Here is a 24,075-nt window from a genome sequence, read left to right on the forward strand (position 1 = left end):
AGAAACAGGTCACGAATGTCCGGTTTTCACGATGTTGGCGCGATGAACCTGCTTTTCGGACATGCCTCGTGGCGTGTTTCAACCGCGCGTTCAGCGCGGACTCTTGTTGACCAGCGCGCGGATGTATTCACGCAGCGTCACCACGCCGCGCTCCGGCTTGTCGGGCAACGCGTAGCGCTGTTCCAGCGTGATGCGCGTCATGGCCATGTACGACTTGGCCGCGACGTCCGAGAAGCCCAGCGCCTTGAACGCCTGCGCCCATTGCGCGGGTGGCGTCTCTTGCACAGTGACCGGACGCCCGAGCGCTTTGGAGAAAGCTTGGGCCACATCCGCCGCCGAATAGCGTTCCGGCCCTTCGACATAGTGCGGCCCCGAAGGCGCCGGCGGGCCCAGCATCAGCTTGGCGGCGAACTGCCCCAGGTCGTGCGGCGCCACCATCGGCAGCTTGAAGTCGGGCGGGTACATGCTGTGCACCTTGCCTTCGTCGCGCGCCGTTTTCAGCGAGGCGTCCCAGTTGCTCATGTAGTAGGCCGCGCGAATGGCGCTGAACGGTGTGGTGCCCGCACCGAGCGCCCGCTCCATGTCGTACAGCACGCCCAGGTCGCCCACGGCCTCGCCGGGCTGCGCGCCGTAGGTCGATTCGCCGACGATCTGCTCGAGCTTGCAGCCTTCGAGCGCCGCCAGGATGGCCTGCAGGCTCCTGCGCTCTTCGGCGACCGTGTCGGTCGACGGGGCGGCCGGCGGGTTGAGCACGAAGAGCCGGGTGCCGCCGAGGAACACCCGGTGCAGCGCTGCCGTGTCGAGCACGTCGACCACGGCCACGCGCGCGCCCTTGGTCTGCAGCGCCTGCGTCTTGCGGGCGTCGCGCGTGACCACGGTCACGGGTTCGTTGTGGCCCAGCAGCGCCTGGGCCAGTGCCGAGCCCACATGGCCGGTGGCGCCGAGAACGATGTGCATCGAATCTCCTGCCTCAGCCGCGTCAGCCGCGGGTCTCGGCGTTGCGCTTGCGCGTGGCGGCGCCCTTCTTGGCGGAGGCCGAGCGTTCGGCCGCCGTGCGCTTCGCCGCGGCGGCGCCGCCCAGGTGGCCGCCCTTGCGTGCCGGCGCGTGGTTCTCGGCCTTGCCGCGGCCGGAGCCGCTCTTCTTGCCGCCGCCAGTCTCGGCGTTCACCGTCGCCCACGCGCGGCGTTCGGCCTCGCCCTTGCCGACACCGCGTTGCTCGTAGCCCTTCTCGATGTGCCGGGCCTCGCGTTTCTGCTTGTCCGTGTAGGACGACTTGTCGCCTCCTGGCATGGCATGGCTCCTGGTGGTTGGAAAACTTCATGCTGCGAGCGCGGCGCGCGCCGCAGGTAAGAAGACGCACGCGTTGCGCGTCAGCCTTGTCCGTCGCGGGCGCTTTCTGCCAAGGGCGTCCCGGTTACGGCAGCGCGCGCCCGACCATGAGCAAGGGCACCGGCACCGGTGACAGCGAGGCCACCATGGCCAGCAACGTGTCGCCGAAGCCGCCGCGAGCACGCGCGTCGGTACGGGCACTGGTGGTGACGCGCGGGCCGGCGCTCCAGGCAATGCGCGCGCCGATGGCCGACAGCGACTCCACCAGCGCCACGTCTTCGCTGCAGGCCAGCGGCGCGAAGCCGCCGGCGCGGCGGTAGGCCTCCGACGCGACGCCCAGGTTAGCGCCGTGCACATGGCGGTGGCCGTCGGCGTGCGTGTAGCGGCTGTCGAAACGCGAGCGCACGCGCTCGCCTTCGGCGCCGTGCGCTTGCCAGCCTTCCACGTCCACGCAGCCGCATACCGCGTCGGCCTGCTCCGCCAGTTGCATCACCAGCCAGTCGGGCGAGACCACGGTGTCGGCGTCGGTGAACGCGAGCCAGCGCGCGCCGGCGTCGATGCACAGCTCGGCCCCGCGTGCACGGGCAATGCCCACGTTGCGCGCGGCCAGCGACAGGCGTGCCACGCCGTGCGCCAGCACCACGTCTTCGGTGGCGTCGCTGCAGCTGTCGAGCACGACCACCACCTCCACCGTTTCGCCGGCCAGCGCCGGGTGCGCCGCCGCCAGCTGCACGGCCGCCAGCGCGGCGCCGATGCGCTCGCACTCGTTGTGCGCGGGAATGACGACGCCGATCACCGGATGCCCTCCCGCTGCGCCACCGAGCGCGCGTCGCGCGACCACACCTGCAGCACGAAGTCGTCTTCCTCGTGCAGCACGAGGCGTGCGAGGCCCAGCTCGGCGAGGATGCCGTGCACGTCGTTGGTGGACAGGCTGCGCTGCGCGAAGTCGGGCCGCCAGTCGCAGGCTACGAGCGTGCCGCCGTCGTCCAGCGAGAGTGCGCAGTACTCGGCCACGCGCTGCATGTCGCTGCGCTGTAAAAAGTAGCCCACCTCGCTGAGCACGATCAGGTCGAAGCCGCCGGCGTCGTGTGGCCAGTCGGCCGGCAGCGTGTGGCGCGCGACCTGCACTTGGGGCAGCGCCTTGGTGCGCTCGCGGGCCAGCGCAACGGCCTGTGCCGTGAAGTCGCTGGCCAGCAGCGCGTCGCAGCGCGGCGCGAGCGCGAGCGTGAGTTCGCCGATGCCGCAACCCGGTTCGTAGGCCCGGCGAAAGCGCGCCTGCGGCAAGGCGGCCAGCAGCACGGCCCGTTTGCGGGCCTCGTACCAGCGCTGGCGCGAGACATAGGGGTCGTCGCTGGCGGCGTAGAGGGCGTCGAAGTACGGCCGCTGTCCCTGTCCCTGGTCCTGTTCGGCGTTGGTGCTCACAGGAACACCACTTCGTAAGGACGCGCGGCGCGCTCGACCGTGGTGGCGCGCAGCACGGGTCCGGAGCCGGTGGACGCGTCGCGCTGCAGCTGGCTGGTAAAGGCCTGCACGGCCGCGCGCTTGCGGCGCACCGCCTCGGCGCTCAACGGCAGGCGAAAGGCGCTCTTCCATGGCATGCGGCTGTCGCCGGGGCGGGACCAGTGCCAGCCCCACACGGGCACCTCGACCAGTCGCGCCCCGGTGCTGGCTGTGGCCAGCGCGCAGGCCTCCCCGGTGACCTCATGGTCCGGGTGGCCGTCTTGCCGCCAGGTAGTGAAGACGACATCGCCCGGTCGCAGCAGCGACACGAGCTGCGCCGCCAGCAAGGCACGCATGTCCTTGAGGCCGCCATCCGGCAGGCCCAGCCGCGCGGGCTCGATGGCGAGGCCCAGCCGGCGCAGGGCGCACAGGCTTTCACGCGGGCGGGCCTGGGCCAGCCGTTCGGCGGACCACTCGGTGGAGCCGCTGTGGCTGGCCGTGCCGTCGGTGACGGCGATTACTTCAACCGGCGTGCCGTTGTCGGCCAACTGCGCCAGCAGGCCGCCGACCGAGAGCACCTCGTCGTCGGGGTGCGGCGCAACGACCACCGCGCGCGAGCCCTCGGGCACCAGCGAACGCAGGTCGATGGCAGGCAACTGGGCCAGGCCAGGCCAGCCGTGCCATTCGGCTTCGGTGGTGCCTTCGCCCCGGATGGCTCGGCGCTCTACAGGGTCCATGACGGAGTCTCCTCATCGTTGTCTTGAATGGCTTGAACGGCCAACTGGCCCAGCGCCGCGAGGTCGCGCTCGGCGTGGCTCTGGCGCAGGAACACGGGCAGGTCGGCCATGGCCTGCGCAAACTGCGGGTCGCGGCACAGCGGGCCGGCACCGACCGCGCGGCCGGCGTGGTGCATCACCTCGAGCGCGGCCTGCTCGACGGCCAGGCGAGCACGCATCGCGACGCGCTGGGCGTCGTCCTGCGGGTGGCGGTCGATCCATTCGGCGGCTTCGCGCAACAGCGCCGCGGCGCCGCCGAGCGCCACCTCGATGGCGCCGAGGTGCGCGAGCCGGTGGGCGTCGGCCTTGGGACCGGTGCCCTTGCGCACCTGGCGCGCGATGCCCAGTGCGCCACCGAACCAGCACGCGGCAATGCCGGCGCCGCCCTGCCAGAAGCCGGGTCGGCGCACGTAGTCGCCGGGCTGGCCGATCTGCACGGCGCGCGCGCCGTCGAAACGGACATCGACGCTCGCACTGCCCGCCATGCCGACGGCATGCCAGCCTTCGCCGGTGACGCGCACGCCGGGCTCGGTCATGGACACGGCCGCCAGGCAGGGCTCGCCGGCCGCGTTCCAGCCACTGACGACCGCGTGAGTGACGCTGGCCGCGCCGGAACACCAGGCCTTGGTGCCGTGCATGCGGATGCCCTGCCCTGCATCGGCCGGCTCGAACACGACCTTCGCGTTGGGCGGCTCGGCGCACCACGTGCCCCAGCGCGCGCCGGTCGGCGTGAGGGGGGCACCGCCGAGCTCGGCCAGGATGGCGAGCGCATCGGTGTGCCCTTCGAAAAGCTTGACCAGCGACAGGTCGTGCGCAGCCACGGCGGCCAGCACGCGCCAGCGCGCCAAGGTGCGGCCCGAGCCGGGGCGCGGCAGCACATCGATGCCCGCTTCGACGAGGTGGCTGAGCGACAGCCCTCGGCCATGCCGAAGCATCAGGGGTGTGAGGACGTCGGCGGGGTCGGGATCGAACATGATTTGAAGTTAGGCATGCCGTGCAGGCGCGCTCGTCGGCAGTCAGCGTCGCGCCTTGTAGGAGCCGAGCCGCCACGCGCCCTGGACGACACGCAGGGTCGGCCCACTCCCACAGGCGGCGAGCGTGAGCGGTCGCAGCCGTGATGGCGCGGCCGCGAGAACGCGCTGCTTTGCGGCCTGAGCACGGCACTGTGCCGGCGCTGTGCCGAGGTACGAATGACGCGGCAAGCGCCGCATGCACAAGATGCCCGGCGCAGCGCGAGGAGGTGTATGACGCCTGGCTCAGGGATCGGTCGGTGGCGGCGGAGGTGTTCCAGCCGCCAGGACCATGGGCGCGCCAGAAGCGTCGGAAGCGCGCCCACCCGCCCGCCGATTCATCCGCGCGGACCGCGTCCGCAGCGTGATCGAGTAGCGCAGGCCCTCGGTGGGCGCAATGGCGTGCTGCCATGCCCAGCGCGCCGGCCCGCGCAGCACATACACCGAGCGCGGCTCGATCAGGAATTCGAGCGTGGGTGGCCCCGAGGCTGCGGCGCCCGGCAGGTACGGCCTGAACTGCATCACCGCATCGCCGTGCAGCGAGACGCCGACGATGTGCTCGAAGTCCGGCACGTCGCGGTGCCAGCCCAGCGGCGTGCCTGGGCGGTACTCGGCGATGAGCGCGTGCGTGAGCTCTTCGGGCGCAATGCCGGCCCAGGCGGCCGCCTTGTCGCGCAGCGGGTGCAACCGCTCGGGCAACGGCGCGCCGGGCTTGAGCTGGTGGGTGTCGAAGTCGTAGCTGCCGCCAAAGCCGATGCCGCGCCGCCGGGCGGTGTAGTCCTTGTAGCGCATCTCCTTCATCGGCAGGCCCTGCACGATGCGCAGCAGCTCGGTTTCTTCTTCGCGCGACAGGAAGCCGTTTTCGTAGCGAAGGCCTTCGATGGCTGCGACAGGCGACTGGCCGAACAGGTCGGGCTGCCCGGCATGTTCGAGGCGTCTGGCGGCGCGCGCGGTCATGCGCCTCCCGCCAGCTGCACGTGCCACCAGCGCGGCAGCAGTTCGCGGATCTCGGCGCGCGCGAAGCGGTCGTCCAGCAGGTGCAGCACGCCGCGGTCTTCCTCGGTGCGGATCACGCGGCCGGCGGCCTGCACCACCTTCTGCAGGCCGGGGTAGAGGTAGGTGTACTCGTAGCCCTTGCCGAAGCGCGTCTGCATGCGCTCGCGCGTGATCTCGTTGAGCGCGTTGTACTGCGGCAGCCCCAGGCTGGCCACGAAGGCGCCGATGAGCCGGCTGCCCGGCAGGTCGATGCCTTCGCCGAACGCGCCGCCGAGCACCGCGAAGCCGATGCCCTGTCCGCCCTCTTCGAAGCGCGCGATGAAGCCGTGGCGGTCGTCCTCGCGCATGCCGCGCGTCTGCGTCCACACCGGCACGCCGGGGTGCCGCTGCGAGAAGGCGGCGCAGGCCTTGTCGAGGTAGTCGAAGCTGCTGAAGAAGGCCAGGTAGTTGCCGGGCGTGCGCTCGAACTGCGCGCCGATGATGTCCGCCACGTGGCGCAGCGACCCCGCGCGGTCGCGAAAGCGCGTGGACACGTGCATGGCCACCTCCACGCGCAGCTGCTGGCTGGTGAAGGGCGAGGCCACGTCGAGCAAGGCGGTGTCCTCGGGCAGGCCGAGCGCGTCGCGGTAGAACCCGAAGGGCGACAGCGTGCCCGAGAAACAGGTGACCGACACCGCGTCGCCGAAGCGCGCGGCCAGGAACGGCGCGGGCACGAGGTTGCGGATGGCCAGGGTGCGGTCCTGCTGCGCGGCGCCCAAGGTGCGCTCGAACACCGAGTGGTCGCCGAAGGCCTCGGCCAGCCGGGCGAAGTGCAGCGCGTCGAAGAAAAAGCGCTGCAGCGGTCCCTGCGACGCGTCGGGTGTTTCCGCGAAGTACTCGGCCATGGCGGTGTTGGCGGCCTGCAGGGTGCGCAGGAAGCGCTCGGGAATCTCGTCGCCGGTTTCGTAGTCGGCCTGCTGGGGCTGCTGCACGGTGTCCCATTCGCGGAACAGCCGGGCCAGCGGCCCGCGCAGGGCCGCGGGCGCCGCGCGGTGGGCCTCCTCGAGCGCGGCGCCTTCGAGCGCCGCGGTGTACATGCCCCGCGCGCGCTCCAGCAGGTTGTGCGCCTCGTCCACCAGCACGGCCACGCGCCAGTCGGCGTCGCGCATGGTGGCGTAGAGGAAGGCGCTGCTGTCGAAGTAATAGTTGTAGTCGCCCACCACGGCGTCCGCCCAGTGGGTCATTTCCTGCGCGAGGAAATACGGGCAGACCGCGTGCGCCAGCGCGATGTCGCGCAGCGCCTGCCGGTCGAGCCAGGCCACCTGCACGGCCTGCGCGCGCGCGGCAGGCAGGCGGTCGTAGAAGCCCTTGGCCAGCGGGCAGGCGTCGCCGTGGCAGGCGCGGTCGGGGTATTCGCAGACCTTTTCGCGGGCCGCGAGTTCGAGCACGCGCAGCCGGCCGGCCCCTTTGTCGTCGTGCGGCCCCTTGTCGAGCACGCGCAACGCATCGAGCGCCACCGGGCGGCCGGAGGTCTTGGCGGTGAGGAAGAAGATCTTGTCGATCTTGCCGGCGGCCCGCGCCTTGAGCAGCGGGAAGATGGTGGCCAGCGTCTTGCCGATGCCGGTGGGCGCCTGCGTCATGAGGCAGCGGCTGTTCACGGCCGCGCGGTAGACGGCCTCGGCCAGTTCGCGCTGGCCGGTGCGGAATGCGCGGTACGGAAATTCGAGCCGGGCCAGGGCCTGGTCGAGCGCGCCGCGGTGCCCGGCCTCGCTGGCAGCCCATGCTCTGTACCGGTCGCACAGCAACTCGAAGTGCGCGCGCAAGGCGTCGCGGGTGTGGTGCTCCTCGAGCACGGTTTCGTCGCCGCTGGCCAGGTCGAGGTAGACCAGCGCCACGGTCATTTCTTCGTGGCCGTGCAGTTCGCAGAGCATCCAGCCATAGGTGCGGGCCTGCGCCCAGTGCAGGGCGCGGTGGTTGCCGCGAATGGCGTCGAAGTCGCCGCGGAAGGTCTTGATTTCCTCGACCCGGGCGGCTTGCCCCCGGCGCACCTCGTAGCCGTCGGCCCGCCCGCGCACCCGCAGCGTGCCGCAGGTGGTGTCGAGCCCGACCTCGCTTTGGTACCCGTCGCCGCGCCGGTTCTGCACCAGCGCATGGCCGGCCATGCCTTCCTGCGCGCTGGGCGCGGGCACGAAGCGCAGGTCGAGGTCGCCCGCCTTCGCGCCGAAGGCGCACAGGGCCTTGACGGAAACGACGTGCGCGACAGGCGGTGCCGCGGCTGGCGGGGTGGAGGGTACGGGGCCCATCTCGTTTGAAACTGTATGAAATTACAGTATAGCGAAGCATGCCTCACACTCGGACTCCCCCCTCCTTCTTGCCCTGACGGGGCTTTCTCCGACAGGGCGACCTGATTTTTTCGGCAAGACTTGACAAGTTTTGCTTACAAATGCGTCCGATGAATACTCCCACCGCGATCGACCCCGAAGACTTTGAACGGCTGCTGGGCCGCAACATCAAGCTGCCGCTGATCGGCGGCGTGTTCGGCGCCGTGGTGTTCGTCGGGCTGATCCTGTTCCTGCTCAACACCATCGGCTGGGTCGAGCACACCGACCGCGTCACGCGCGCCGCCAGCGAACTGCAACGCCAGAGCATCGACATGGAAACCGGCATGCGCGGCTTCCTGATCACCGGCGACGAGACCTTCCTGGAGCCGTACCAGAGCGCGCTACCCCGCATCAAGGGCGACACGGCCGCGCTGCGCGAGCTGGTGTCCGACAACCGCCAGCAGGTGGAGCGCGTCGACCGCATCGCGGGCATCCAGGCCACCTGGCTGGAGTTTGCGCGCAGCCTGATCGCCGCGCGCCGCGCCGGCGAAGACGCCCAGGCCCAGGTGCGCCTGGGCCGCGGCAAGCGGCTGACCGACGACATGCGCGCGGCGTTCACCGCGCTCATGGACACCGAGCAGACGCTGCGCTTCCAGCGCAACAACGACGCCAACCGCACCGCGTGGTGGACGGTCGGCCTGTTCCTGCTGTTCACGGTGGGCTTCACCGGCCTGGTGGCCTACTTCGGCCGGCGGCAGCTGGTGCGGCTGTCCGACAGCTACGACGTGGTGCTGAAGGAACAGGCCGCCCATGCGGAGCTGCTCGCCCACGAAGCCTGGCTGCGCAGCGCGCAGACCGAGCTGGTGGGTGACCTGGTCGGCGAGCTGACCGCGCCGGACATGGGCCGCAAGGTGCTCGCGTTCTTCTCGCGCTACATGGGCAGCGCGGTCGGGGCCCTGTACGTGCGCGAGCGCCACGGCCCGCTGCGCCGGGCGGCGAGCTACGGGTTCTCGAGCACGTCCGAGGCCACGCCGCAGGTGTTCTCTCCCACAGAGAGCCTGATCGGCCAGGCCGCCGCCGAGCGGCGCCGCATGCTCATCGACCCGGTCGACGCCGACTACCTGAAGGTCAACTCCGGCCTGGGCCACATGTCGCCCAAGGCCGTGCTGCTGCTGCCGGTGTCGAACGGCGGCGCGGTCAACGGCGTGATCGAGCTCGGCCTTCCGGGCCCGCTGGACGATCGCTGCAACCAGCTGCTGGACGTGGTGGCCGACGACATCGGCACCTCGCTGGCGGCGGCGCGCTACCGCGAGCAGCTGCAGGACGTGCTGGCCGAGACCCAGCAGCTCAACGAAGAGCTGCAGGTGCAGCAGGAAGAGCTGCGCACCGCCAACGAAGAACTCGAGGAACAGTCGCGCGCCCTGCGCGCCTCGCAGGCCATGCTGGAAAACCAGCAGGCCGAACTGGAGCAGACCAACAGCCAGCTCTCGGAACGCACCGAGGCGCTGGACCAGCGCAACACCGCGCTGCGCCGCGTGCAGCGCGACCTGGAAGACCGTGCCGACGAGCTGCAGCGCTCCAGCCGCTACAAGTCGGAGTTCCTGGCGAACATGTCGCACGAGCTGCGCACGCCGCTCAACAGCGCGCTCATCCTGGCCAAGCTGCTGGGCGACAACCCGCAGGGCAACCTCACGGCGGAGCAGGTGAAGTTCGCGGATTCGATCTACTCGTCGGGCAACGACCTGCTGGTGCTGATCAACGACATCCTGGACATCGCGAAGGTCGAGGCCGGCAAGCTCGAGGTGGTGACCGAAGACGTGTCGCTCGCCCGGCTGGCGCAGAGCCTGGAGAGCACCTTCAGCCCGCTGTCGATGCAAAAGAACCTCGGCTTTCGCCTGGAGATCCGGCCCGACGCGCCGGCCACGCTGGTCACCGACCGCCAGCGGGTGGAGCAGATCCTGAAGAACCTGCTGTCGAACGCGCTGAAGTTCACCGACCGCGGCGAAGTGGCGCTGGAGGTGTCGCCGACCGCGGACGGCGGCGCGGCTTTTTCCGTGTCCGACTCGGGCATCGGCATCGATCCGCAGCAGCACGAGCTGATCTTCGAGGCCTTCCGCCAGGCCGACGGGACCACCAGCCGCCGCTACGGCGGCACCGGCCTGGGCCTGTCGATTTCACGCGACCTCACGAAGCTGCTGGGCGGCACGCTCACCGTGCGCAGCACGCCGGGACAGGGCAGCACCTTCGTGCTCGAATTGCCGGCCAGGGCACCGCAGGCGGACGCCGCATCGTCTCCCTTGTCGTCTTCTTCTGCCTCCTCGCAGTCGTCCTTCGCGCCCTCGCCCGGCTCGGCGGTCTACTCGCCCAGGGCCGTGGCCGTGCCCGCAGCACCGCAGGCGCCCAAGCCCACGCCCGTGCCCGCGCCCCAGTTCGCCGACGACCGCACGCTTCCGCGCGACCAGGTGCGCCGCGTGCTGGTGATCGAGGACGAGCCGCAGTTCGCGCACATCCTCTATGACCTGGCCCACGAACTGGGCTACCGCTGCCTGGTGGCGCACGGCGCGAACGACGGCTTCGAGCTGGCCACGCAGTTCCTGCCCGACGCGATATTGCTCGACATGCGCCTGCCCGACAGCACCGGCCTCGACGTGCTGCAACGCCTGAAGGATTCGCCGCACACGCGCCACATTCCCATTCACGTGGTGTCGGCCGCCGAGAACGCCCAGGGCGCCGCGCTGCAGATGGGCGCCATCGGCTATGCGCTGAAGCCCGCCACGCGCGACGAACTGATGAAGGTGTTCGGCCGGCTCGAGGAAAAGCTCACGCAGAAGGTCAAGGTCGTGCTGCTGGTGGAAGACGACGCGCTGCAGCGCGAGAGCGTGATCCGGCTGATCGGCGACGACGACATCGAGATCGTTGCGGTCGGCTCGGGCGAAGAGGCGCTGGAGCTGCTGCGCACCCGCGTGTTCGACTGCATGATCACCGACCTGAAGCTGCCCGACATGCAGGGCAGCGAGCTGCTCAAGGCCATGGCGGCGGAGGAGATCGTGTCGTTTCCGCCGGTCATCGTCTACACCGGGCGCAACCTCACGCGCGACGAAGAGACCGAGCTGCAGCGCTACTCGCGCTCGATCATCATCAAGGGCGCGCGCTCGCCCGAGCGCCTGCTCGACGAAGTGACGCTGTTCCTGCACAAGGTGGAGGCCGAACTGTCCACCGAGCGCCAGGGCATGCTGAAGACGGTGCGCGGACGCGACCGCATCTTCGAGGGCCGCACCATCCTGCTGGTGGACGACGACGTGCGCAACATCTTCGCGCTGACCAGCGCGCTGGAGGCGCGCGGCGCCATGGTCGAGATCGGCCGCAACGGCCGCGAGGCGCTGGAAAAGCTCGACCAGGTCAGCGAGATCGACCTGGTGCTGATGGACGTGATGATGCCGGAGATGGACGGCCTGGAGGCCACGCGCCGGCTGCGGGCCAACCAGCGCTTCGAGAAGATGCCGGTGATCGCCATCACCGCCAAGGCCACCAAGGACGACCGCGAGCAGTGCCTGGCCGCCGGCGCCAACGACTACCTGGCCAAGCCGGTGGACCTGGAGCGCCTGTTCTCGATGCTGCGCGTGTGGATGCCGAAGATGGAGCGCCTGTGACACAACCGCCCTCGCCCCCTTCTGCCGGCTCGTCCACGCCGCAGCTGCACCCGCTCAGCGACACCGAGATCGAGCTGCGCCTGCTGATGGAGGCGATCTACCTCAAGTACAGCTACGACTTCCGCAACTACACCGTGGCCTCGCAGAAGCGCCGGGTGCTGCATGCGCTCGACCAGCTCGGGCTGCCCAGCATCTCGGCGCTGCAGGACAAGGTGCTGCGCGACCCGGGCCTGTTCGGGCGGCTGCTGCAGTTCCTGACCATTCCGGTGAGCGAGATGTTCCGCGACCCGCCGTACTTCCTGGCGCTGCGCCAGCACGTGGTGCCGATCCTGCACACCTACCCTTCGGTGAAGGTGTGGGTGGCGGGCTGCAGCACCGGCGAGGAGGTGTTCTCGCTGGCCATCCTGCTGCGCGAGGAAGGCCTGCTGGCGCGCACGCAGATCTACGCCACCGACATCAACCCGGCCTCGCTGGAGAAGGCGCGCCAGGGCATCTTTCCGCTGGAAGCGATCCGCGGCTACACCACCAACTACCAGCGCGCGGGCGGGCGCAGCTCGTTCTCGGACTACTACACCGCCGCCTACGACGCCGCGCGCTTCGACCCCTCGCTGTGCGCCGACGTGATCTTTGCCGACCACAGCCTGGCGACCGACAGCGTGTTCGCGGAAACGCAACTGGTGTCGTGCCGCAACGTGCTGATCTACTTCAACCGGCAGCTGCAGGACCGGGCGCTGGGCCTGTTCCACGAGTCGCTGTCGCACCGCGGCTTTCTCGGGCTGGGTTCCAAGGAAAGCATCGACTTCTCGGGCTACGCGGACCGCTTCGAGACGCACGCCCGTGCCGAGCGCATCTACCGCAAGCTCGCATGAGAAAGCAGCTGCGCTCATCCGTTCAGAAGCGCGTGGACGCCGTGGTGCTGGGCGCCTCGGCCGGCGGCATCGAAGCGCTGTCCACGCTGCTGCACGACCTGCCCGCCACCTGGCAACTGCCGATGGCGGTGGTGCTGCACCTGCCCGAGGACCACGACAGCCACCTGGCCGAGATCTTCGCGCAGCGCCTGCCCTTTGCCGTGCGCGAGGCGGCCGACAAGATGCCGCTCGCCGGCGGCAGCCTGTACTTTGCGCCGCCGGGCTACCACCTGTCGATCGAGCGCGAGCGCACGTTCTCGCTGAGCTGCGAGCCGCCCGTGCTGTTCTCGCGGCCGTCGATCGACGTGCTGATGAGCTCCGCCGCCGATGCCTACGGCCCCGCCCTCGCGGGCTTTTTGCTGACCGGCGCCAACTACGACGGGGCCGAAGGCCTCCAACGCATCCACCTGGCCGGCGGACTCACCGCCGTCCAGGAACCGAAAGAAGCCCAGATTTCCACCATGCCCCAAGCCGCCATCGCGCGCCACGCCCCCGACTACGTGCTCCCCTTGCGTCAACTGCGCGAACTGCTGCTTCAACTGGAGGCCGCCCATGAACATTGACATCGAAAGCAAGCTGCTGATCGTCGATGACCTGCCGGAGAACCTGCTGGCGCTGGAGGCGCTCATTCGCGCGCCGGGCCGCGTGGTGTACCGCGCGGCCTCGGCCGAGGCCGCGCTGGCGCTGCTGCTGGAGCATGAATTCGCACTGGCGATCGTCGACGTGCAGATGCCGGGCATGAACGGCTTCGAGCTGGCCGAGCTGATGCGCGGCACCGAGCGCACGCGGCACATTCCCATCATCTTCGTGAGCGCCGCCGGGCGCGAGCTGAACTACGCGTTCCAGGGCTACGAGAGCGGCGCGGTCGACTTCCTGCACAAGCCGCTGGACCCGCACGCGGTGGTCAGCAAGGTGAACGTGTTCGTCGACCTGTACCAGCACAGGAAGGCGCTGCGCCACGAGATGGAATCGCTCGCCGCCGCGCACCGCAAGCAGGAAGAGCTGGTTGCGCAGCTGCAGCACACGCAGCAAGAGCTGGAGCGGGCCGTGCGCATGCGCGACGACTTTATGTCGATGGTGTCGCACGAGCTGCGCACGCCGCTGAACACGCTGTACCTCGAAGCGCAACTGCGGCAGTTGCACCTGTCCAAGGGCAACCTGGCCAACTTTGCACCGGACCGCCTGCCCGCGATGATCGAGCGCGATCAGCGGCAGATCCGCAACATGGTGCGGCTGATCGACGACATGCTCGACGTGACCCGCATGCGCCGCGATGCGCTGTCGATCCAGACCAAGCCGGTGGACCTGGCCGTGCTGGCGCGTGCCGTGGTCGAGAACCTGCGCCAGCAGGCCGAAGCCGCCGGCGCGGTCATCACGCTGGACGCGCCGGCCGAGCTTCACGGCGTCTGGGACGAGTTCCGCATCGAGCAGGTGCTGACCAACCTGCTGACCAACGCGCTGCGCTACGGCGGCGGCAAGCCGGTGCAGATGGTGGTGCGCGAGGTCGACGGCACCGCCCAGGTGGCCGTGCGCGACCAGGGCATCGGCATCGCGAGCGAGGACCAGGGGCGGATCTTCGAGCAGTTCGAGCGCACCGCCGACAGCCGCAAGCATGCGGCCGGGCTGGGCTTGGGGCTGTACATCACGCGCAAGATCGTGGACCTGCACGGCGGGCACATCGGCGTGGAGAGCGCGCCGGGCGAAGGCTCGCGCTTCGTGGTCGACCTGCCGCTGCACGCAAAGGACGCCGAAAACAGCGCCCTGCCGTAGGCATGCGCCTACGGCAGGGCGCGTTCAGGGCCGCGATACTGCCCTATTCGACTTACTTCAAAGAGAGCTTTTTTGTGAATGTGCTGATCGTCGACGACAACGAAGCCGCGGCCGACCTGCTGCAGGAATTGCTGAGCTTGCAGCAGCACACGGCGCGCTGCACCTACACGGCGCAACAGGCGCTGGACGCAGCGGCCTCCGAAAGCTTCGACGCCGCGCTGATCGACCTCACGCTGCCCGACTTTCCGGGCACCGAGGTGGCCAGGCGGCTTCGCGCCAGCACGGCCGAAGGCACGCCCAAGCTGCTGGTCGCCATCTCGGGCTTCTCGGCACAGGACAGCGGCGGCCAGGCGGCCGCAGGGCTGTTCGACCACCATCTGCAAAAGCCGATCGACATCGACAGGCTCGAGCAGATTTTGGGCGGGACGCCCTAGCCGCTCGCCGGCCGTCGCGGCCGGCAAGCGTCCTTTTTTCCCTCTCCCTTTCTGAACAGAGCGACGCAGGCCGGCGCGGCGCGAGCCTGCGCGCGCCGCGCTCCATGGCGTCGGCTACTGGTAAACCAGAGGCCCTGAATTGGTGAACCACTTTTAGACTGGCTCACCAATCATGGCAACGACCACCGACCTCCCCTTCGCCCAGGCCACCGAGCCGGAATCCGATCGCTCCTACCAGAAGCTGGCCGCGCGCATTGCAACGCTCGTCGCCGGAGGCGAATTCAAGGTGGGCGACCGCCTGCCGTCGGAGCGGGCGCTGGCCGAGCGCTTCAACGTCAGCCGCACGCTGGTGCGCGAGGCCATCATCGTCCTGGAGATCCAGGGCGCGGTCGAGGTGCGCGGCGGCTCGGGCATCTACATCAGCGCGCCGGTCGCGGGCGCCGTTCCCGCTGTGTCGGCCTACACGCTGTCGCCCGGTCCGGGACCGTTCGAGCTGCTGCGCGCGCGCAGCCTGATCGAAGCCGAGATTGCCTCGGTCGCTGCCGAGAACCGCAAGGACAGCGACATCGACCGCATCTACGCCGCGCTGGCCGCGATGCGCGAGCACATGCAGGACAAGGCGGCCAACGAGGCGGCCGACCGGCTCTTTCACCTGCGCATTGCCGAGTCGACCGGCAACAGCGTGCTGCTGCAGATGGTGACCGGCCTGTGGGACCACACCAAGGCGCCGATCTGGTCGCAGATGGAGGCGCACTTCCACACGCCCGAACTGCGCCGCGCTTCGCAGGACGACCACCAGCGTGTGTTCAACGCGCTGCTCGAACGCAACCCCGCCGAGGCCCGCGCCGCGATGCGCGCGCACATCGACCGCGTGATCGCCGAGTTCGCGCAGGCCTGGCGCTGAGCGCCCCTGCAACCTGCGCAGCCGCCCCTTTTTCCTGTGTTTTCCCTCCGCCCGAACCGGGTGATACCTAGAACTGGAGACTGAAGATGACGACTACGAAGACCCTGCTCGCCGCCTTGCTGGCCGCGGCGTTCGTCGGCCAGGCCGCCGCGCAGAACGTGCCGCTGCCGGCCCCCGGCACCAGCGCGCGCATCGACGCCATCAAGAAGGCCGGCGTGCTGCGTGCGGCCGTGCTGTCGAACCCGCCGTGGCTCGTCGAGAACACCACCGGTTCGGGCGATGCCTGGGCCGGCCCGGCATGGCTGCTGGCGAACGAGGTGGCACGGCAACTCGGCGTGAAGCTGCAGGCGCTGCCGGTCTCGCACGAGACCAAGGTGCCGGTGCTCGCCTCGAACCAGGCCGACATGACCATCTCGCCTCTGTCGGTGACGCCCGAGCGCCTGAAGGTGGTCGACTTCGTGACCTACTCGCGCACCGCCCTGTGCGTGTTCGGCCGCGCCGACAACCCGAAGGTGGCCAACGCCAAGTCGATCGACGAGTTCAACAACCCGAACATCACGGTGGCCTACTTCACCGGCGGCGGCGAAGAAAACTGGGTGAAGAAGCGCTTCCCCAATGCCAAGCTGCGCGGCGTGTCCACCGCCGGCACGGCAGCGCCGGTGGAAGAAATCATGGCCAGGCGCGCCGACGTGACGCCCATCAACCGCGTGCCGTGGCAGGCGCTCAACCGCAAGGTCAAGGGCCTGAAGGTGCTGCCCGAGGGCAACAACTGCCAGGACTCGGCCGAGATGGCCACGCCCATCGGCCTGGCCATCGACAAGAACCAGCCCGAGTACCTGAACTGGCTCAAGGCGGTGAACGACCAGATGAAGCCCAAGCTGGACGCGGACGAGGTCCGGATCATCAACGCGATGTGAGCTTCGGCTTCGGCCGCAACGCACCGACTTCACCGACCTCATGGAGCTCGACTTCTCCCCCCTGCTCGACAGCTGGCAGTACCTGCTCGGCGGGCTGGGCATCACGCTGCTGCTGTCGGTGCTGACCGGCATCGGCGCGCTGGTGCTCGGCACCGCGCTGGGCCTGGGCCGCGTCTATGGCGCGGCATGGCTGCGCATTCCCATCGTTTTCTACATCGACACCCAGCGCGCCATTCCGGTGCTGGTGATCCTGGTGTGGTTCTATTTCGCGGTGCCCATCCTCACGGGCATCAGCTTCCATCCGTTCTGGGCCGCGCTGATGGCGCTCACGCTGCACATTGCCGCCTACGTGGCGGAGATCGTGCGCGCGGGCATCGAGTCGATCCGGCCCGGGCAGATCCGCGCGGCGCTGGCGCTCGGCATGTCGCGCGCCCAGATCGTGCGCAAGGTGGTGCTGCCGCAGGCGCTGGTGCGCATGCTGCCGGCCTTCGGATCGATCCTCTCGATCACCATCAAGGACACGGCCATTGCCACGGTGATCGCGGTGCCTGAACTCATGAAGCGCGCCGAGACCATCGCCGGGCAGAGCTACCGGCCGATCGAGGTGTTCACGGTGGTGATGGTCATCTACTTCATCATCCTGTTCCCCGGAACACGGCTGATCGATGCGCTCTACAAGCGCGTTGCGCACCTGGGGAGGTCGTGATGAACCTGGACTGGAACATTGTCTGGGACCACCGCGCCGAGTTGCTGCACGGCGCGATGCTGACCGTGCTGCTCACGGTGCTGACCATGCTGGTGGCGGTGCCCGCGGGCATCGTGCTGGCGCTGATGCGGCTGTCGAAATCGAAGGTGCTGTCCGGCGCGAGCCAGGTGTTCGTGGAGTTCTTCCGCAACCTGCCGCTGATCCTGGTCGTGTACTGGGCGTTCTACGTGATGCCGGTGCTGCTGCACATCGAGTTCTCGGCCTTCACGACCGGGCTGGTGGCGCTGTGCCTGAACGTGGCGGCCTACAACGCGGAGACCTTCCGCGCCGGCATCAACTCGATCCGCAAGGGCCAGATGGAGGCCGCCGTCGCGGTGGGCATGAGCCGCTGGCAGGCGATGCGCAAGGTGGTGATTCCACAGGCCTGGCGGCGTGTGCTGCCGGTGCTGGCGAGCACCTGGGTGTCGCTGTTCAAGGACACCTCGCTGGTGTCGGTGATCGCGGTGGGCGAGCTGGCGCACGTGGCGCTGCAGATCCGCTCGTCGAGCTTCCGCGTGCTGGAGATGCTCACGGCCATGGCCGTCATCTACTGGCTCATGGGCTACCCGCAGGCCAAGCTGGTCGACTGGATACAGAAGAAATTCGAGGTCAAGGAATGATGAACGGCGAACGCAAATCGGCAAGTCAGGCGCCGGTGGTGGTGTACGACGAGGTGCGCAAGCTGTACGGCAGCTTCGTGGCGCTCGACGGCGTGTCGGTGCAGGTCAACAAGGGCGAGGTGATGTGCCTCATCGGGCCGTCGGGCTCGGGCAAGTCGACGCTCCTGCGCTGCACCAACGCGCTGGAAACCATCGACGGCGGGCGCGTGCTGATCGACGGCGTGCCGCTGCCCACCGACGAGCGCGAGGCGCGCAAGGTGCGCCAGCGCATGGGCATGGTGTTCCAGAACTTCGAGCTGTTCCCGCACAAGAACGCGCTGGACAACGTGGCCATCGGCCCGGTCACCGTGCTGGGCATGACCGAGGCGAAGGCGCGCGAGCGCGCCATGAAGCTGCTCGAGAAGGTGGGCCTGGCCGACAAGGCGCACAACTTCCCCAGCGGGCTGTCCGGCGGCCAGCAGCAGCGCGTGGCCATTGCCCGCGCGCTGGCCATGGAGCCCGAGGTGATGCTGTTCGATGAGCCCACCTCCGCGCTCGACCCCGAGACCATCGGCGAAGTGCTCAACGTGATGAAGAAGCTGGCCGACGAAGGCATGACCATGGTCGTGGTCACGCACGAGATGGCCTTTGCCCGCAGCGTGGCCGACTGGGTCGTGGTGTTCGACCACGGCAAGGTCGTCGAGCAAGGCCCGCCCAGGCAGATCTTCGAGGCCCCCACGGCCGAGCGCACGCGCGACTTCCTGGGTCACCTCGGCTGGCACGGCTGATACGCCGGCAAGGCACGCGCCCTTCCCCACACAACGACACGCACAGACATACACCATGAAAATCACCAACGCCCGCGTCATCGTCTGCAGCCCGGGCCGCAACTTCGTCACCCTGAAGATCGAAACCGACGAGGGCCTCACCGGTATCGGCGACGCCACGCTCAACGGGCGCGAGCTCTCGGTGGCGGCCTACCTCACCGAGCACGTCATTCCCTGCCTGATCGGGCGCGACGCGCACCAGATCGAGGACATCTGGCAGTACCTCTACAAGGGTGCCTACTGGCGCCGCGGCCCGGTCACCATGACGGCCATTGCCGCGGTCGACACCGCGCTGTGGGACATCAAGGCCAAGGCCGCCAACATGCCGCTCTACCAATTGCTCGGCGGCAAGAGCCGCACCGGCGTGATGGTGTACGGCCACGCCAACGGCCGCGACATCGAGCAGACCGTGGACGAGGTGCTGCGCTACAAGGAAGAAGGCTACCTGGCCATTCGCGCGCAGAGCGGCGTGCCGGGCCTGGAGAAGGTGTACGGCGTGGGCCGAGGCACCATGTTCTACGAGCCGGCCGATGCCGACCTGCCGAGCGAGCACGACTGGTCGACCGCCAAGTACCTGGAGCACACGCCCAGGCTGTTCGACGCGGTGCGCGCTGCCGTGGGCCCCGACGTGCACCTGCTGCACGACGTGCACCACCGCCTCACGCCCATCGAGGCGGGCCGCCTGGGCAAGTCGCTCGAGCCCTTCAACCTGTTCTGGATGGAAGACGCCACGCCGGCCGAGAACCAGGAGGCGTTCAAGCTCATCCGCCAGCACACGACCACGCCGCTGGCGGTCGGCGAAATCTTCAACAGCATCTGGGACTGCAAGGACCTCATCGAGAACCAGCTGATCGACTTCATCCGTACCACGGTGGTCCACGCGGGCGGCATCACGCAGCTGCGCCGCATTGCCGACCTGGCCTCGCTCTACCAGGTGCGCACGGGCTGCCACGGCGCGACCGACCTGTCGCCGGCCTGCATGGGCGCGGCGCTGCACTTCGACCTGTGGGTGCCCAACTTCGGCATCCAGGAGTACATGCGCCACACCGACGAAACCGATGCAGTGTTCCCGCATTCGTACAGCTTCGCGAACGGCATGCTGCACCCGGGCGAGGCGCCGGGCCATGGCGTGGACATCGACGAAACGCTGGCGGCCAAATACCCTTACCAGCGCGCGTACCTGCCGGTGAACCGCCTGCAGCACGACGGCACGCTGTGGAACTGGTGAGCGCACGAGCCATGCCGCGTTTGCATCCGGACACCCTGCCCCCCCTGCCCGCCGACGTCGCGCGGCCGCGCTACCGGCGCGACGCGCTGCAGGCCGGCATCGTCCACATGGGCGTGGGCGCGTTCCATCGCGCGCACATCGCGGTGGTCAACGAGGCCGCGCTGCATGCGAGCGGCGACCTGCGCTGGGGCACGGTGGGTGTGTCGCTGCGCGCGGCCGACACGCGCGACGCGCTGCGCCCGCAGGGCGGGCTCTACACACTGGCCTTGCGCGACGCGGCGGACGACGGCAGCCCGCGGGAGGTGCTGCAGGTCGTGGGCAACCTGCTCGACGTGCGGGTCGCGCCCGAAGACCCGCTGGCCGTGCTCGAACGCATCGCGCACCCGGACACGCGCATCGTGAGCCTCACGATCACCGAGAAGGGCTACCACCACGACCCGGCCACCGGCGCGCTGCGGCTGGACGCACCAGACATCGTTCACGACCTCGCGCACCCCGCGTCGCCGCGCACCATGCCCGGCTTCGTGGTGCACGCGCTGGCGCTGCGCCGCGCGCGCGGGCTGGCACCGATCACGGTGCTGTCGTGCGACAACCTGCCCGCCAACGGCGACACGACGCGGGGCATCGTGCTGGCGTTCGCGCAGGCGGTCGATGCCGGCCTGCGCGACTGGATCGGCACGCGCTGCACGTTCCCGAATTCGATGGTCGACCGCATCGTGCCGCGCACCACGGACGCCGACCGCGCGCGCATCTCCACGCGGCTCGGCGCGGAAGACGCATGGCCGGTGATCGGCGAGCCCTTTCTCGAATGGGTGGTCGAAGACCGCTTCGCCAACGGCCGGCCCGACTGGACGGCGGGCGGCGCGCGCTTCGTCGAACACGCCGAGCCCTTCGAACGGCTGAAGCTGCGCATGGTCAACGGCAGCCACTCGGCACTGGCCTACCTGGGCGCGATGGCAGGCCTTCGCACGGTGGATCGCGCAATGGCCGAGCCGGCGCTGCGCAACTTCATCGACGTGTTGATGCGCGACGAGATCGCACCCACCCTGCCTGCCATGGAGGGCATCGACCTCGACAGCTACCGTGCCCGGCTGCTGGCGCGCTTCTCGAATCCCGCGTTGCAGCACCAGACGAAGCAGATCGCGATGGACGGTTCACAGAAGCTGCCGCAGCGGCTGCTCGGCACGGTGCGCGACCGGCTGGCCGCGGGACTGCCGATCGACCGGCTGGCACTGGCCGTGGCCGGTTGGATCTACTACCTGCGCGGTGTCGACGAGACCGGCGCCACGCACGACATACAAGACCCGTTGGCCGCCGCGCTCATCGAACGCCTGGCGCAAGCCGATACGGCGCCGTCGGTGCAGGACCGCGTGGCCTTTTTCACCGGCTTCAGGCCGGTGTTCGGCGAGCTCGGCAGTGACCTGCACTTCGTTGCGGCGGTGGCGCGGCACTTGGGGCGGCTTGAAACGCGGGGCGTGCTCGGCGCCCTTGCGGCATTCGACGCGGCCAGCGCGCCGGCCTAGCCTCAGCGCCTCTTGCTGCGCCTCGACGCGCTGGCCATCGCTTCGTAGCGGTACACGCGAAACCCGTCCCGCTGCATGAAGCTGAGCGGCTCCCACCCGCGTGCCAGCGCGCAGTCGGTGATCTGCGCCATCTGCACGCCGAGGTAGTCCTGCAGGCTGTCGGCCACCGCGAGCTCGAACTTCCTGAGTTCGCGGTCCAGCGATTCGATCGCGGCGATCGCGGCTTCGACGGTGGTGAAGGGACGCACATGCGTCACCGCGTTGCTGCGCACCAGGGTGCGCGGCTGCGGACGGCTGTCCGCGCCGAAGTTCACGCTGGCCCCGCCGTCCATGCCGTTGAGGCCGCCGATGCTCATTGCGTTCATGCCATGAATCCCATGTGTCGCTCCTCCTGCGCTTCAACGCAGGTGAACGACTCAAGGCAAGCGGCATGCCTTGCGCAAACCCGTGGGAAACGGCGTGCCAGAGGCGTCGAAGCGGCCTTAAAGCCACACAAATGTGAATCGATGTGACTTTTTCGTCGCATCCTGAAACAAAAATGGCATGCCAGCTGGCATGCCATTTTCAGGAGACCTCAGCCACCGGCACGGCTGCAAGGCTGGCCGATGCTCAATCGCGCTCGTCGTACCAGCCGTTCGGCGGACGGTAGGGATAGCCGGGTCCGTAGTAGACCCGACCGGGCGGCGGCGCATAGACGGGCGCCGGGCGGTAGTACACCGGCGGCGGCGGCCGGTAATAGACCGGCGGCGGCGCTTCGTAGTAGATGGGCGCCGGATACGGATAGACCGGCGGTGGCGCGTAGTACGGTGCCGGGTAGGCCACGCCAGGCGTGCCGATCTGAACCGACCAGCTGCCGCGCGCGCTGGCCGCGCCTGCTGCCAGCAACGCAACGGCCGCTAAGGCGCCGACGGCGGCCCATTTGAAAACAGAAGATTGAGGTTTGGAATTCACAGGGGCTCCGGGGCCAAGGGCGGACGGTGTCCGGGGTGCCCAGTCAACGCCGCAACCCGTGCCACGGTGCACCGGGCGGCGCAAAAGCCGGTTGCCGCAGGCGAGCAACTCGCGGCGTTCGCCGTTCCATGCGGATCAGCGCGCGATTTCGCGGCGCGAGAGCATCACGTCGCCGCCGGTCGTGTTGAAGGCGATGGTGGGCGCGCTGAAATCGCTCAAGGGGGCACCCAGGCCGATTTCGCCGCTGCCGTGCAGCACGCATTCTTCGCGGCGCAGGGCGATCTCGGTGCTCGGGCCGCCGTTGCCGTGAAAGCGCACCCAGGTGCCGTAGGTGCTGACGTCGATCAGCACGCAACTGCCCTGGCGCAATTCGATGCGCGCATGCAGCCGCGACACGCGCGGGTCGTTCACCACGAACTGGGCGTCGTCGACACGGCCCAGGTGGATCGGCAGCTGTTCGATGCGGAACATCGAGCGCACGTCGAGCCAGGCCAGCTCGATCTGCCCGAACGAGGAGTCGGGCATGCGCGACGGTGCGAGCGAGGCGGGCACCGTGAGAAAGGAGGTCACCTCTTCCTGCCAGTCGATGCGATGCACGACCGGCATCTCGCTGCGACCGCGGATGTTGATGTGGCCCAGGTCCCGGTGCTGCACCGACCCCTCGTGCAACTGCGAGATGACCGCATCGGTCACCCAGATCTGGCCGGGCCCCGCCAGGTCGCTGAGCCGCGAGGCCAGGTTGACGGCGTCGCCGTAGCAGTCGCCCTCGACCTCGACCACCTCGCCACTCGCCACGCCGATCTGCAACGCCATGCGCAACGGCGCCGGCCACACGAGCAGGCGCTTCTGGTGATAGCGCTGCATTTCGATGACGGCATGCGTGGCGGCGGCACCCGTCGAAAAAATGGCGAAGACGCCGTCGCCGAGCGACTTCACGACACGGCCGCCGTGCGTCTGGCATACGCCGCCGATCCATTGCGTCAGCCGCGTGACGGTTTCCGTGGCTCGCGCATTCCCCATGGCCTCGAAGACCCCGGTACTTCCCGTCAAGTCCGCGAATACGACTGTGGAATTGACACCCATGTTCTTGTGATTCTCGTTTTCAGATCGCTGTTGGTGAATGGCCGGATTCCCACGTTACCCTGCAAACCATTTCCTTTGCTTGTGTGCATTGCCGCAAAAAGTGGAACGGCTTGCACGCCATATTTGTTGACGTTACATGTATACGCACCTTGCAACAGATCAGATGCGAGACAGTCATTCCTTGATATGTAGTACTTTAGAAAACAAAACCAGACATCAAAAAAGATCTCTAAGTAAAGCGTGTTGTTTACAAACAAGGAACACTGTTCCGGATCTTGTGCAATCGTGAACTGCCGCTTAAGGTATCGAACGTCACTGCTCCCAGCAATACGCTTTTTGTCCCATGCTTTTTCGCCGCATTCTTCGCCTGCTGAACCTGCCCGGCTTTGGTTCCCGTCGGGCTGCAGAGAGCCAATTGGGGCGCATCCGCACCGCAATGCTCTCGGTGCTCCAGGACCATGGCGGCAATTCGGTACAGCGCGTCAGCCAGCGGGTGCGCTTTGCGGCCGACGTCGAATCGCTCTGGTATCTGCGCCAGGACGTGATGATTGCGCTGAGCGCGATCGACGGCGAAACCGCCGCGCGCAACCAGATGAAGACCATCAACAGCATGTTCAAGGGCGGCCTGCCCGGCTCGATGGGCCCCAGGACCCACCAGCGCTTCACGCACGACGCCTGACCCGA

The 24,075-nt window shown here is 68.7% G+C and carries 24 protein-coding genes; 13 read left to right on the plus strand and 11 right to left on the minus strand.

The window, feature by feature from the left end; all coding sequences use genetic code 11:
* Positions 1-90: 90 nt before the first annotated feature.
* From AC1DJH_RS06580 to AC1DJH_RS06615, 8 genes are all read right to left on the minus strand, one after another.
* Positions 91-957: an NmrA family NAD(P)-binding protein gene (locus AC1DJH_RS06580; protein WP_478185161.1), complete on the minus strand. Its 867-nt coding sequence runs from the start codon at positions 955-957 to the stop codon at positions 91-93.
* A gap of 22 nt (positions 958-979) precedes the next feature.
* Entirely contained in the window at positions 980-1,291 is a 312-nt protein-coding gene (locus AC1DJH_RS06585) for a plasmid stabilization protein (RefSeq protein WP_435486834.1), read from the minus strand.
* Positions 1,292-1,415: 124 nt separating this feature from the next.
* Entirely contained in the window at positions 1,416-2,126 is a 711-nt protein-coding gene (locus tag AC1DJH_RS06590) for a glycosyltransferase family 2 protein (RefSeq protein WP_478185162.1), read from the minus strand.
* The gene (locus AC1DJH_RS06595) at positions 2,123-2,752 is read right to left on the minus strand and encodes a class I SAM-dependent DNA methyltransferase (RefSeq protein ID WP_478185163.1); all 630 of its coding nucleotides are present in this window, start codon (positions 2,750-2,752) and stop codon (positions 2,123-2,125) included. The genes AC1DJH_RS06590 and AC1DJH_RS06595 overlap by 4 nt, the downstream gene beginning before the upstream one ends.
* Positions 2,749-3,507, minus strand: coding sequence for a PIG-L deacetylase family protein (locus tag AC1DJH_RS06600; RefSeq protein ID WP_478185164.1), 759 nt, complete (start codon positions 3,505-3,507; stop codon positions 2,749-2,751). Before AC1DJH_RS06600 ends, AC1DJH_RS06595 begins: the two co-directional genes overlap by 4 nt.
* Positions 3,495-4,520: an acyl-CoA dehydrogenase gene (locus tag AC1DJH_RS06605; protein ID WP_478185165.1), complete on the minus strand. Its 1,026-nt coding sequence runs from the start codon at positions 4,518-4,520 to the stop codon at positions 3,495-3,497. The genes AC1DJH_RS06600 and AC1DJH_RS06605 overlap by 13 nt, the downstream gene beginning before the upstream one ends.
* 282 nt (positions 4,521-4,802) lie before the next feature.
* Positions 4,803-5,513 (minus strand): alpha-ketoglutarate-dependent dioxygenase AlkB, encoded by a 711-nt coding sequence (locus AC1DJH_RS06610; protein WP_478185166.1) that lies wholly within the window; start codon positions 5,511-5,513, stop codon positions 4,803-4,805.
* Complete coding sequence (locus AC1DJH_RS06615) at positions 5,510-7,834, minus strand: helicase C-terminal domain-containing protein (RefSeq protein WP_478185167.1); 2,325 nt, start codon at positions 7,832-7,834, stop codon at positions 5,510-5,512. The genes AC1DJH_RS06610 and AC1DJH_RS06615 overlap by 4 nt, the downstream gene beginning before the upstream one ends.
* 149 nt (positions 7,835-7,983) lie before the next feature.
* Between AC1DJH_RS06615 and AC1DJH_RS06620 the strand changes: the two genes are divergently transcribed.
* From AC1DJH_RS06620 to AC1DJH_RS06675, 12 genes are all read left to right on the plus strand, one after another.
* On the plus strand, positions 7,984-11,502 hold the full coding sequence (locus AC1DJH_RS06620; protein ID WP_478185168.1) for a response regulator: 3,519 nt from the start codon (positions 7,984-7,986) through the stop codon (positions 11,500-11,502).
* Positions 11,499-12,371, plus strand: a complete 873-nt coding sequence (locus AC1DJH_RS06625; RefSeq protein ID WP_478185169.1) for a CheR family methyltransferase — start codon at positions 11,499-11,501, stop codon at positions 12,369-12,371. The genes AC1DJH_RS06620 and AC1DJH_RS06625 overlap by 4 nt, the downstream gene beginning before the upstream one ends.
* A complete protein-coding gene (locus AC1DJH_RS06630) occupies positions 12,368-12,973 on the plus strand; it encodes a chemotaxis protein CheB (RefSeq protein ID WP_472111817.1) in 606 nt (201 codons plus the stop codon). The genes AC1DJH_RS06625 and AC1DJH_RS06630 overlap by 4 nt, the downstream gene beginning before the upstream one ends.
* The gene (locus tag AC1DJH_RS06635; RefSeq protein ID WP_472111814.1) at positions 12,963-14,180 is read left to right on the plus strand and encodes a hybrid sensor histidine kinase/response regulator; all 1,218 of its coding nucleotides are present in this window, start codon (positions 12,963-12,965) and stop codon (positions 14,178-14,180) included. The genes AC1DJH_RS06630 and AC1DJH_RS06635 overlap by 11 nt, the downstream gene beginning before the upstream one ends.
* 74 nt (positions 14,181-14,254) lie before the next feature.
* Positions 14,255-14,614 (plus strand): response regulator, encoded by a 360-nt coding sequence (locus tag AC1DJH_RS06640; protein WP_472111812.1) that lies wholly within the window; start codon positions 14,255-14,257, stop codon positions 14,612-14,614.
* Between the two features lie 172 nt (positions 14,615-14,786).
* The gene (locus AC1DJH_RS06645) at positions 14,787-15,518 is read left to right on the plus strand and encodes a FadR/GntR family transcriptional regulator (RefSeq protein ID WP_472111809.1); all 732 of its coding nucleotides are present in this window, start codon (positions 14,787-14,789) and stop codon (positions 15,516-15,518) included.
* 86 nt (positions 15,519-15,604) lie between these two features.
* The gene (locus AC1DJH_RS06650) at positions 15,605-16,435 is read left to right on the plus strand and encodes a substrate-binding periplasmic protein (RefSeq protein ID WP_472111806.1); all 831 of its coding nucleotides are present in this window, start codon (positions 15,605-15,607) and stop codon (positions 16,433-16,435) included.
* Between the two features lie 40 nt (positions 16,436-16,475).
* Positions 16,476-17,141 (plus strand): amino acid ABC transporter permease, encoded by a 666-nt coding sequence (locus AC1DJH_RS06655; protein ID WP_472111803.1) that lies wholly within the window; start codon positions 16,476-16,478, stop codon positions 17,139-17,141.
* Complete coding sequence (locus AC1DJH_RS06660; protein ID WP_472111800.1) at positions 17,141-17,800, plus strand: amino acid ABC transporter permease; 660 nt, start codon at positions 17,141-17,143, stop codon at positions 17,798-17,800. Before AC1DJH_RS06655 ends, AC1DJH_RS06660 begins: the two co-directional genes overlap by 1 nt.
* Positions 17,797-18,567 (plus strand): amino acid ABC transporter ATP-binding protein, encoded by a 771-nt coding sequence (locus tag AC1DJH_RS06665; protein ID WP_478185170.1) that lies wholly within the window; start codon positions 17,797-17,799, stop codon positions 18,565-18,567. Before AC1DJH_RS06660 ends, AC1DJH_RS06665 begins: the two co-directional genes overlap by 4 nt.
* 55 nt (positions 18,568-18,622) lie before the next feature.
* The gene (manD, locus tag AC1DJH_RS06670) at positions 18,623-19,834 is read left to right on the plus strand and encodes a D-mannonate dehydratase ManD (protein WP_478185171.1); all 1,212 of its coding nucleotides are present in this window, start codon (positions 18,623-18,625) and stop codon (positions 19,832-19,834) included.
* 11 nt (positions 19,835-19,845) lie between these two features.
* On the plus strand, positions 19,846-21,357 hold the full coding sequence (locus AC1DJH_RS06675; RefSeq protein ID WP_478185172.1) for a mannitol dehydrogenase family protein: 1,512 nt from the start codon (positions 19,846-19,848) through the stop codon (positions 21,355-21,357).
* Positions 21,358-21,359: 2 nt separating this feature from the next.
* On the opposite strand, the gene AC1DJH_RS06680 is transcribed toward AC1DJH_RS06675, so the two are convergent.
* The 3 genes from AC1DJH_RS06680 to AC1DJH_RS06690 all read right to left on the minus strand — a co-directional run bounded on the left by AC1DJH_RS06680 (position 21,360) and on the right by AC1DJH_RS06690 (position 23,391).
* Positions 21,360-21,722: a hypothetical protein gene (locus AC1DJH_RS06680; protein WP_472111793.1), complete on the minus strand. Its 363-nt coding sequence runs from the start codon at positions 21,720-21,722 to the stop codon at positions 21,360-21,362.
* A gap of 244 nt (positions 21,723-21,966) precedes the next feature.
* A complete protein-coding gene (locus AC1DJH_RS06685; protein WP_472111790.1) occupies positions 21,967-22,308 on the minus strand; it encodes a hypothetical protein in 342 nt (113 codons plus the stop codon).
* A gap of 135 nt (positions 22,309-22,443) precedes the next feature.
* Positions 22,444-23,391 carry an adenylate/guanylate cyclase domain-containing protein gene (locus AC1DJH_RS06690; RefSeq protein ID WP_478185173.1) on the minus strand — a complete coding sequence of 316 codons (948 nt, stop codon included), beginning with the start codon at positions 23,389-23,391 and terminating at the stop codon, positions 22,444-22,446.
* A 436-nt stretch (positions 23,392-23,827) separates the two neighbouring features.
* Between AC1DJH_RS06690 and AC1DJH_RS06695 the strand changes: the two genes are divergently transcribed.
* Positions 23,828-24,070, plus strand: coding sequence for a hypothetical protein (locus AC1DJH_RS06695; RefSeq protein ID WP_472111785.1), 243 nt, complete (start codon positions 23,828-23,830; stop codon positions 24,068-24,070).
* Positions 24,071-24,075: the final 5 nt, after the last annotated feature.

Source organism: Variovorax sp. 10N412 (genome assembly GCF_056394985.1).

Coding starts and splice junctions, on each gene's coding strand:
- AC1DJH_RS06585 (WP_435486834.1), bottom strand. CDS start 1,291: ATGCCAGGAGGCGACAAGTCGTCCTACACGGACAAGCAGAAACGCGAG.
- AC1DJH_RS06630 (WP_472111817.1), top strand. CDS start 12,368: ATGAGAAAGCAGCTGCGCTCATCCGTTCAGAAGCGCGTGGACGCCGTG.
- AC1DJH_RS06620 (WP_478185168.1), top strand. CDS start 7,984: ATGAATACTCCCACCGCGATCGACCCCGAAGACTTTGAACGGCTGCTG.
- AC1DJH_RS06665 (WP_478185170.1), top strand. CDS start 17,797: ATGATGAACGGCGAACGCAAATCGGCAAGTCAGGCGCCGGTGGTGGTG.
- AC1DJH_RS06680 (WP_472111793.1), bottom strand. CDS start 21,722: ATGAACGCAATGAGCATCGGCGGCCTCAACGGCATGGACGGCGGGGCC.
- AC1DJH_RS06580 (WP_478185161.1), bottom strand. CDS start 957: ATGCACATCGTTCTCGGCGCCACCGGCCATGTGGGCTCGGCACTGGCC.
- AC1DJH_RS06655 (WP_472111803.1), top strand. CDS start 16,476: ATGGAGCTCGACTTCTCCCCCCTGCTCGACAGCTGGCAGTACCTGCTC.
- manD (WP_478185171.1), top strand. CDS start 18,623: ATGAAAATCACCAACGCCCGCGTCATCGTCTGCAGCCCGGGCCGCAAC.
- AC1DJH_RS06650 (WP_472111806.1), top strand. CDS start 15,605: ATGACGACTACGAAGACCCTGCTCGCCGCCTTGCTGGCCGCGGCGTTC.
- AC1DJH_RS06610 (WP_478185166.1), bottom strand. CDS start 5,513: ATGACCGCGCGCGCCGCCAGACGCCTCGAACATGCCGGGCAGCCCGAC.
- AC1DJH_RS06635 (WP_472111814.1), top strand. CDS start 12,963: ATGAACATTGACATCGAAAGCAAGCTGCTGATCGTCGATGACCTGCCG.
- AC1DJH_RS06605 (WP_478185165.1), bottom strand. CDS start 4,520: ATGTTCGATCCCGACCCCGCCGACGTCCTCACACCCCTGATGCTTCGG.
- AC1DJH_RS06695 (WP_472111785.1), top strand. CDS start 23,828: ATGCTCTCGGTGCTCCAGGACCATGGCGGCAATTCGGTACAGCGCGTC.
- AC1DJH_RS06675 (WP_478185172.1), top strand. CDS start 19,846: ATGCCGCGTTTGCATCCGGACACCCTGCCCCCCCTGCCCGCCGACGTC.
- AC1DJH_RS06615 (WP_478185167.1), bottom strand. CDS start 7,834: ATGGGCCCCGTACCCTCCACCCCGCCAGCCGCGGCACCGCCTGTCGCG.
- AC1DJH_RS06660 (WP_472111800.1), top strand. CDS start 17,141: ATGAACCTGGACTGGAACATTGTCTGGGACCACCGCGCCGAGTTGCTG.
- AC1DJH_RS06645 (WP_472111809.1), top strand. CDS start 14,787: ATGGCAACGACCACCGACCTCCCCTTCGCCCAGGCCACCGAGCCGGAA.
- AC1DJH_RS06690 (WP_478185173.1), bottom strand. CDS start 23,391: ATGGGTGTCAATTCCACAGTCGTATTCGCGGACTTGACGGGAAGTACC.
- AC1DJH_RS06600 (WP_478185164.1), bottom strand. CDS start 3,507: ATGGACCCTGTAGAGCGCCGAGCCATCCGGGGCGAAGGCACCACCGAA.